We start from the raw sequence: 7259 nt of genomic DNA, 5'->3' as shown, positions 1-7259 counted from the left end.
TTCATATAATTCTTTCCCCATATAATAAGGACAAACCACATCGTCTTCACTATGAATGATAAGCAAGGGTTTCATCCACTCTTGAATTAATTCCTTGCCCTTTACAAAATTCTTAACAATCATTTTTGCCGAGAATTTCATAGGAAAAGGAGTTCGTTCTGCTGCGATAGATTTTTGATCGGTAAAAGCGCCTTCTAAAACCATTCCGTCTATTTGCTCTTGGTTGTTGATGCCTATCTTTAAAGCAAGGTTACCGCCTAAGGAGAATCCCATTAATATGACCTTGGTATCCTTAACCGAAGGTTTACTGATAAAGTCTTCAAAGGCAAGTTGTGCACTAGAAATTACATTTTTATGACTTGGGTTCCCCGATGATGCTCCAAATCCAGGATAATCAATCAAATAAACTTGGTAACCTTCATCAAAAAAAGATTGCGCCACATTTGACCATCCATTCAAGTTGCCCGCATTTCCGTGTAAGAAAAATATTGAAGCTTTTGGAGCCGAGCGTTCGTAAAATAATCCTTTAATCTCTAGATCATCATTCATTAAGGTAAAAGAATTAGCGTCTTGAAATGTTTCTAATTCGGCTTTGTCGGGATAATAATACAAGCCATTAAAAGCACAAGAGTTAACAAGGAGTAAAGTGATCGAGATGATTATGATTTGTCGCATTGTTTATTATTTATCCGTCAAATATAAATTGACAAAGTGGATATATTGAATGAAAGGGTAATATTTTATGTTAAACCACTTGATTTAAATGGTGATACCAACTGTAAGATAAAAGCTAATACCATCTGAAGGAATGATTCCTGGGCCAGGATAAGATGTAGCACGTCGTGTGAAGTACTTATTATTGGTAAGGTTATTAATCCCTCCCTTAAATACAAAGTGTTTATTTAAGTTGAAGGCTGTATTGAAATCAACAACATAATAAGAAGGTATTAATCCAGCGATAGCATTAGGATCCGACTCGGCGTTTGTACCATCCGAATAATGTTGATGCACATACGATCCTAATAAGGAGAACTTCCATTTATTGTAAGTGTATTTTAGACCAATTTTAATTGAAATAGGAGGGACCAATTCGATCCATTTATTGCTTAATGCTTTTTCATCATGTTTGCCATATTTGGCATAAATAGCAGATAAATTGGTGAATACTGAAAAGTAATTACTTGAGGTGTCAACCTTTGCGAATTTATGTTCAGCGAATAATTCAAGACCTGTGCTATATGCTCTACCTACATTTGTTCGAAGACGAACGAATTCATAGTCGTTTATTTTTGAGTTGATTACTCCAATTTTATTGTTGTAATACATGAAAAATGCGCTGATGTCAAAAATGGAATTCTCTCTTTGACCACGCATACCTAAATCAGCATTAAATCCTTTTTCGTCTTGAATATCTGGATCTACAATTTGATTCGGATTACTGATTCGAATGTCTGAAAAATTAATACCTCTATAATTTTGAGCAATATTTCCATAGAATTCAACCGATTTACCTTTTTGATAAGAGAAACCCAAACCGCCTAATAAAATAGACCTGCCTTGTGACTTGGTTTCGTAAATTGTTGTGTCAAAAATAAGTACATGTGTTAAAGGATGATAGACACGTTCGTTATAGTAGCCATCAGCTTCGGTATAAATATATTCGTAACGAATACCGGCTGAAATTGTAAGTTTTTTATTGATTTTGAATATGTTCTCAATGAAAGCAGAAGTGTTTTTTGAAGGGAATGAATAATCAGAACCCTCTAAATCGTCCGGATTTAGAAAATCAAAATTAGGATCAGCATCTGCTGAACCGAATCCTTGGCGATTTATTGTCTTGCCTTGGTAATAGCGAACGCCAGTCGCAAGGATACCGAAATACTTTTGACCAATAGGATATCTTTGTAAAAAGCGTAATTCAGCACCGAAATTATCAAAATCTCCATCGATAATTGTCCGTTCTTGCAGGTCATCTAGACGACTGATTTTTTCGAGGTTCCCTAAGGATGTTCGTTCTGCAACGACCTTGAATGCTTTGATATCTAATTTAGACTTTGTACTGATATCATAGTTAAAATGCATTGCAGCGATCTGCCAATTTACTTTAAACCAATTTCTATCTCGAATGGATTGTTGGGGATCTTTTTCAAACATCGCGTCAGTTAAACCACCAGCTTGTTGCGCCAAATAGTTCATCCGCGTATATTCTGCACTTAAAAATATATTTTCTGTAAAATGATATTTAACTTGAGCAAATATATTTTGTTGTTCAAAATTCGAATTCTCACGCCAGCCATCACCTTTTTTATATTGGTAATAAGCCATGTATGAAAAGCGTTTTTTTAACGTTCCTGAAATCTTATTAAAAGTATTATAAAGATTATAAGCACCGATAGTTTGATATCCTTCATATTGAATTTTATTGGTTGAAGGAGGCTTTATTTTAAAGTTAAGCATTCCACCAAATTGTGGTCCAAATTGCAGAGATGCTGCTCCTCGAATCAGTTGAATTGCCTCTAACGCTTCAGTTGGTGGGGTATAATAAGTTTCTGGATATCCAAGAGCATCGGCACTGATATCGTAACCGTTTTGGCGCGTATTAAAATGAGCAGTTCTACTTGGACTTAATCCTCGCGCACCAATTCCTAATTGTAGTCCTCCACCGTCAGACTCCCAAATATTAAGTCCTGGAACTTTGGCATAAAGCTCGCGTGCATTATTGGTTGCATTATTACCGTCGTTATTATCTATTTGAATGTGTTCGGTTTTTTTGCCATTGGTTACGATAACGCCTTCAACCATACGCATTTTACGCGTACTAAAATTGGATCGGTGATGAACTTCAACTGCGCCAAGTGTGTTCGTATCCGCAAGAATTATAGATATGTTATTTTTACCTGGTTTTAAGATGTATTTAAGACTGTCTGATAGATAAAAAGGAGCAGAACCAACAATTACATAGTCGCCTTCTTTTTCGTTCTCTAAAGTAAATCTCCCATATTCATCTGTTACCAATTTTTTTATTGAGCTTAAGTTAGAAGCAGATAGAATTTCAATCTTGGCAAAGGGTAATTCGTCATTAATAGAATTCTTAACTGTACCATATAGTTTCGCTTGCCCAAAAGTTATTTGGGAAGAGAGGCATAAAAAGAATAATATGAATGAGGAAAGGCTTTTCATTTAGTCCCCATCCGTATCAGAATAGGTGATGACAATTCCTAAAATAGAAGTCATGTCAGTTTTACCGTAAGCAACTAATTTCTTTAATTCTTGAAATGTTTCAGTGAATTTAGCAGTCTCGGTTGGTATTTGCGTGTGAAATGGGGTAGGCAAAACATTTATTTTAGATAGGCAGTTTTCAAATTGTGTATTTATTTCTGAAGCTTGAATAGATGTTCCTTGTTCTTCATAGAAAACGATATAATCATCAAAACCAATACCTGTATTCCCCTTGTATAAACTCCAAAGTGCTTGCATGCTCTCTTTTGCTAATTCAAGTGAGTATTCACTGTAAACAGCTTCGACAAAATAAGGATAAGTTAATCCTCCGCTAAATTGTCCTGAAGGAATGCCGATTTTTGCGTTTTTTAATAATTCGATATCCTTTACAAATTCGTTAAACATTAAACTAATTGATGATCCTACATCAGTTCCTGTTCTACCTACGAATGTTGCTTTATAAGATGATTTCCACTCCGCTAATACAGGGGTGAATTCTGTTTGTATCTTATCAATTAGAGCAGCTAAATAGTCTTTGTAGTTTGTTGCTAAAGGATCAGTCGTGAAACGATTAACGATTTCAGCATTTGTTCCGTTAAAAAGTAAGAAGTCTAATGCTGGGAAACCAATAGCATCCGTATTGGCAGCCGAATTCAAACTTAAAGCTCCTGATTCGATATTGTTATTGATTTTAGTCGTATCAACCGGGTAAGTATTCATTGCTGCTTTAATACCATAATCGAAAGCTGGACCAAAATCAAACATTTTGATTGTTTGAAATGACTTATATGCTGCTTTAAATTGAGCTCTTAAATCATTCAAGCTTGAAAGATCAGTAGTCGTGATGAAATTATTCTTTTGATCAACCAATCCAGCGACTTGACTATTAAACACCTCATAATTTGGTAGAATTAAATTCGTAGCAATATTTTCTAACATTGCCGCTTCATCAAACTCAGCAACAGGATCTTTTTTGCAAGAAAAAGTCGTTGCGATTATTAGAATGCATAGCGTAAATCGGATTCTTTTCATTTTTCACCAAATATTTATACTAAAATTAGCTGCAAAAATAACTTATTCCTTAGGAGTAATCAATACCCATTTTGTGGTATTTGATGTTTAAGTTTATGTAAATAAAAAAGCTGGCATTAACGAATACAAATTGATTCATTAATGCCAGCTTTAGAATTAATTTTGATTAAAAATTGTAAATCGTATTCAATTCATTAATAGCGTTTGTCAAGTCAGTAGTTGTTACTTCCCAGAAATTTTCACCTATTGTTTCGTTTAGAATTGATTCAATTTGAGAATAAGTGATTACTCTCGTATCAAGTGAAACGTATTTTAATGCTGCTACAAAAGCATAAGCTTCTGATAACTGGTGTAAATATTTTGCGTTATCCGAACCAAAATTCGATTTAGCACCTTCGAAGTAATTAATTGCTTGTGCCGCTGAAATTTTCTCCCAAGTACTTCTGATTTTATTAATCTGAGTATTTATTTGATCGTCAGATTTGTCTGCACTGATTAACGCTCTTCCAGTTAAAAAGGCATCCATCATTTCTTTATTCGAACCTAAATCAGCATTTCTGCTATTGCAATATTTTGCCCAGAATACAAGATCTTCAGTATTGGTTAAAAAGTCTATTGGCGCACCAAAGTATCCAAAAGCTTCGTCCCAATGATGTTCTAATTGTGTATAATATTTACCAGCATCAGCATCTACAGCTGTACCATTGTCAGCGTTCATCTTGTCATCCCCAAAATATACTTGTGTTGCTTGGTACATGAAAACTGCACCCATAAGTCCTTTTTCAATTAATTGAGCATATTCTATACCATTCGCTGCAAAAAGGTATTGGCTGTCACCTGAACTTAATGTTCCTGCTTGTCCATTAGAAGCTACTTCCATATAATCTTGTGAAGCAGTAGCTTGATTTTCGATATACGTTTCAAATAATTCAGCATCGCTAGCAATACATTTATTTTTTAATTGTTTCGTCGATGAAAAAGTGAAATTTCCACCACCGTTATCTCCTGTATTTACATACATATCATGCATCACTTCTTCAGATAACACCATACCGATTCCAGATTTAGCATAAGCAGCTAATTCAGATAATTGATTTAAACGGTCAGTTTGTCCTGAATAAGAAACCGTAGAATTTCCATTGGCATCTTTAAAATCGTAAGTTGTGGGAATGTCTAATTGAGGCGTGTATAAACATGAGCCATCATCTTTTGTCGCTTCTTCGCTATAATTTGAAGCTATGCTATCAGTACAGCCTTTTTTCTTACAAGAACCAAGCATAAGTGCCGCTCCTATGAATAAAAATGTGATTTTTTTCATGTTATATTTTTAGATTTAATTCTTCGCAAAACTACTGGATGAATCTTGAAGAGACAATACCATTTTTATGGTATAATAAATAATCAGAAAATGAAAACGTCCGAAAAGACTTAATCTATTGAGATTTCGTCAGCAAAAATATAACTAGGGTTTCCAGCACCAGGATGCCATTCAGGACAAGGACCAGGATTTTTTGCGATAATTCGAATAAAACGCGTGCTCACCGTTTTATCTAATTTAAATGGCTGGATAAATGACCCTAATTGAGTTCGAGGAAATTCATTTAAAACTGTTCCTAAAGTGAACCATTCAATGCCGTCATTCGAAATTTGAAAACTAACTTCAGAAGGATACCAGATCCACGATTTAGCATCCTGCAATAAATTAATACCAATACTATTTATGTCTTGAATTTTACCCAAGTCGATTTCAACATCTAAGTCTTGGTCAAAAAAGCCTTGCCAAGAACCCGTTCTAAAATCTGTGTTCCCGTATATTTGATCAATTAATGCCCGTTCTCCGCCGCCAGAATAATGATCGTGGAAGGTTGATTTAAGTTTTATAGACCAATCGTTATTGGTTAAGACAAAATAGGCCGTAGTAGGTAAGCTTTGCAATGATTGTTTAACTGAGATTGCTTTAAGTGTTGTGGTTTCTTTAATTTTAATTCCTTTTGCTTTATATTTTTTAGAATTGGAAAGCGGTTCACTACCATCCAAAGTGTATCTAATTTCTGTCGAATCGGCTATATGTTCGAATTTTATAACTTTCTTTTTTGTGAACGGAACAACCGAATTTGATAGCGTCGGAGCTCTTAAAAATGGCTGATTATAAATTTTCGTAAGGGGCATTTCTTTGAAGGCAATATCCGTTTTTGAGTTGGTCATTATAAATTTCAGTTCACCACCTGCCATTATCTCACTATGTCGAATGAAGTTTCTATCCACTTTACTACCATTGATATAAATACTTTCAATATAAATATTTTTCTCTGTTAAATTCTCAGCAATTACCCTAAATTCTTTTCCATTCTCTAAAGAAAGATTGGCTAATTTATATCGAGGACAACCCAATGCATAATAATCAGAACCTGGGGTGAGAGAATAGAAGCCTAATGCACTAAGCACATACCACGACGACATTTGTCCGCAATCTTCATTACCACTTAAACCGTCTGGTGCATTGCTGTACATTTCATTGAATATTCTATTTACATAGTGATTTGTTTTCCATGGAGAATGAGTAAAATTGTATAAATAAGCCATATGATGACTGGGTTCGTTACCATGTGCATACTGACCAATTAAACCAGTGATATCAACCTGATGTCTTCCCGTTGTTTCTGGTTTCGCTGAAAATAAATTATCGAGCCATAGTTCTAGACTATCTGCTCCTCCTAATAATTCAATTAACCCATTGATGTCTTGGGGAACAAACAGTGAATATTGCCATGAGTTCGCTTCTGTAAAATCAAATGTTACTTCGCTTGGTTTAAAGTTATCTTTCCATCCTCCATTAAATCGTGGTTGCATGAATTTAGAATCTGGATGGTATAAGTTTTTATAATATTGCGCACGTTTATAAAAAATGGAAGCGATAGAATCATGTCCTAAAGAGTCTGCAAATATAGCGATACACCAATCATCATAGGCATATTCTAATGTTTTAGAAACTGATTCAGATTCGTTCT

The 7259-nt window shown here is 34.6% G+C and carries 5 protein-coding genes; all 5 read right to left on the bottom strand.

Annotation, left to right across the window (positions count from 1 at the left end; all coding sequences use genetic code 11):
* Positions 1-675: alpha/beta hydrolase (locus T367_RS0118055; protein ID WP_027421104.1), on the bottom strand; the 675-nt coding region annotated here is incomplete at its 3' end.
* A gap of 84 nt (positions 676-759) precedes the next feature.
* Positions 760-3180 (bottom strand): TonB-dependent receptor domain-containing protein, encoded by a 2421-nt coding sequence (locus T367_RS0118050; RefSeq protein ID WP_027421103.1) that lies wholly within the window; start codon positions 3178-3180, stop codon positions 760-762.
* Complete coding sequence (locus T367_RS0118045) at positions 3181-4251, bottom strand: imelysin family protein (RefSeq protein ID WP_027421102.1); 1071 nt, start codon at positions 4249-4251, stop codon at positions 3181-3183.
* Between the two features lie 166 nt (positions 4252-4417).
* The gene (locus T367_RS23020) at positions 4418-5569 is read right to left on the bottom strand and encodes a DUF4856 domain-containing protein (RefSeq protein ID WP_051568662.1); all 1152 of its coding nucleotides are present in this window, start codon (positions 5567-5569) and stop codon (positions 4418-4420) included.
* A gap of 110 nt (positions 5570-5679) precedes the next feature.
* Positions 5680-7259, bottom strand: a 1580-nt coding sequence (locus tag T367_RS0118035; protein WP_027421101.1) for a GH92 family glycosyl hydrolase, incomplete at its 5' end; no start/stop codon positions are given.

Source organism: Crocinitomix catalasitica ATCC 23190, from assembly GCF_000621625.1.
Classification (GTDB): Bacteria; Bacteroidota; Bacteroidia; order Flavobacteriales_D; family Crocinitomicaceae; genus Crocinitomix; species Crocinitomix catalasitica.
Note: the sequence above shows the minus strand (reverse complement) of the source record. Positions and strands in the feature narration are given on the sequence as shown.

Coding starts and splice junctions, on each gene's coding strand:
- T367_RS0118050 (WP_027421103.1), bottom strand. CDS start 3,180: ATGAAAAGCCTTTCCTCATTCATATTATTCTTTTTATGCCTCTCTTCC.
- T367_RS0118045 (WP_027421102.1), bottom strand. CDS start 4,251: ATGAAAAGAATCCGATTTACGCTATGCATTCTAATAATCGCAACGACT.
- T367_RS23020 (WP_051568662.1), bottom strand. CDS start 5,569: ATGAAAAAAATCACATTTTTATTCATAGGAGCGGCACTTATGCTTGGT.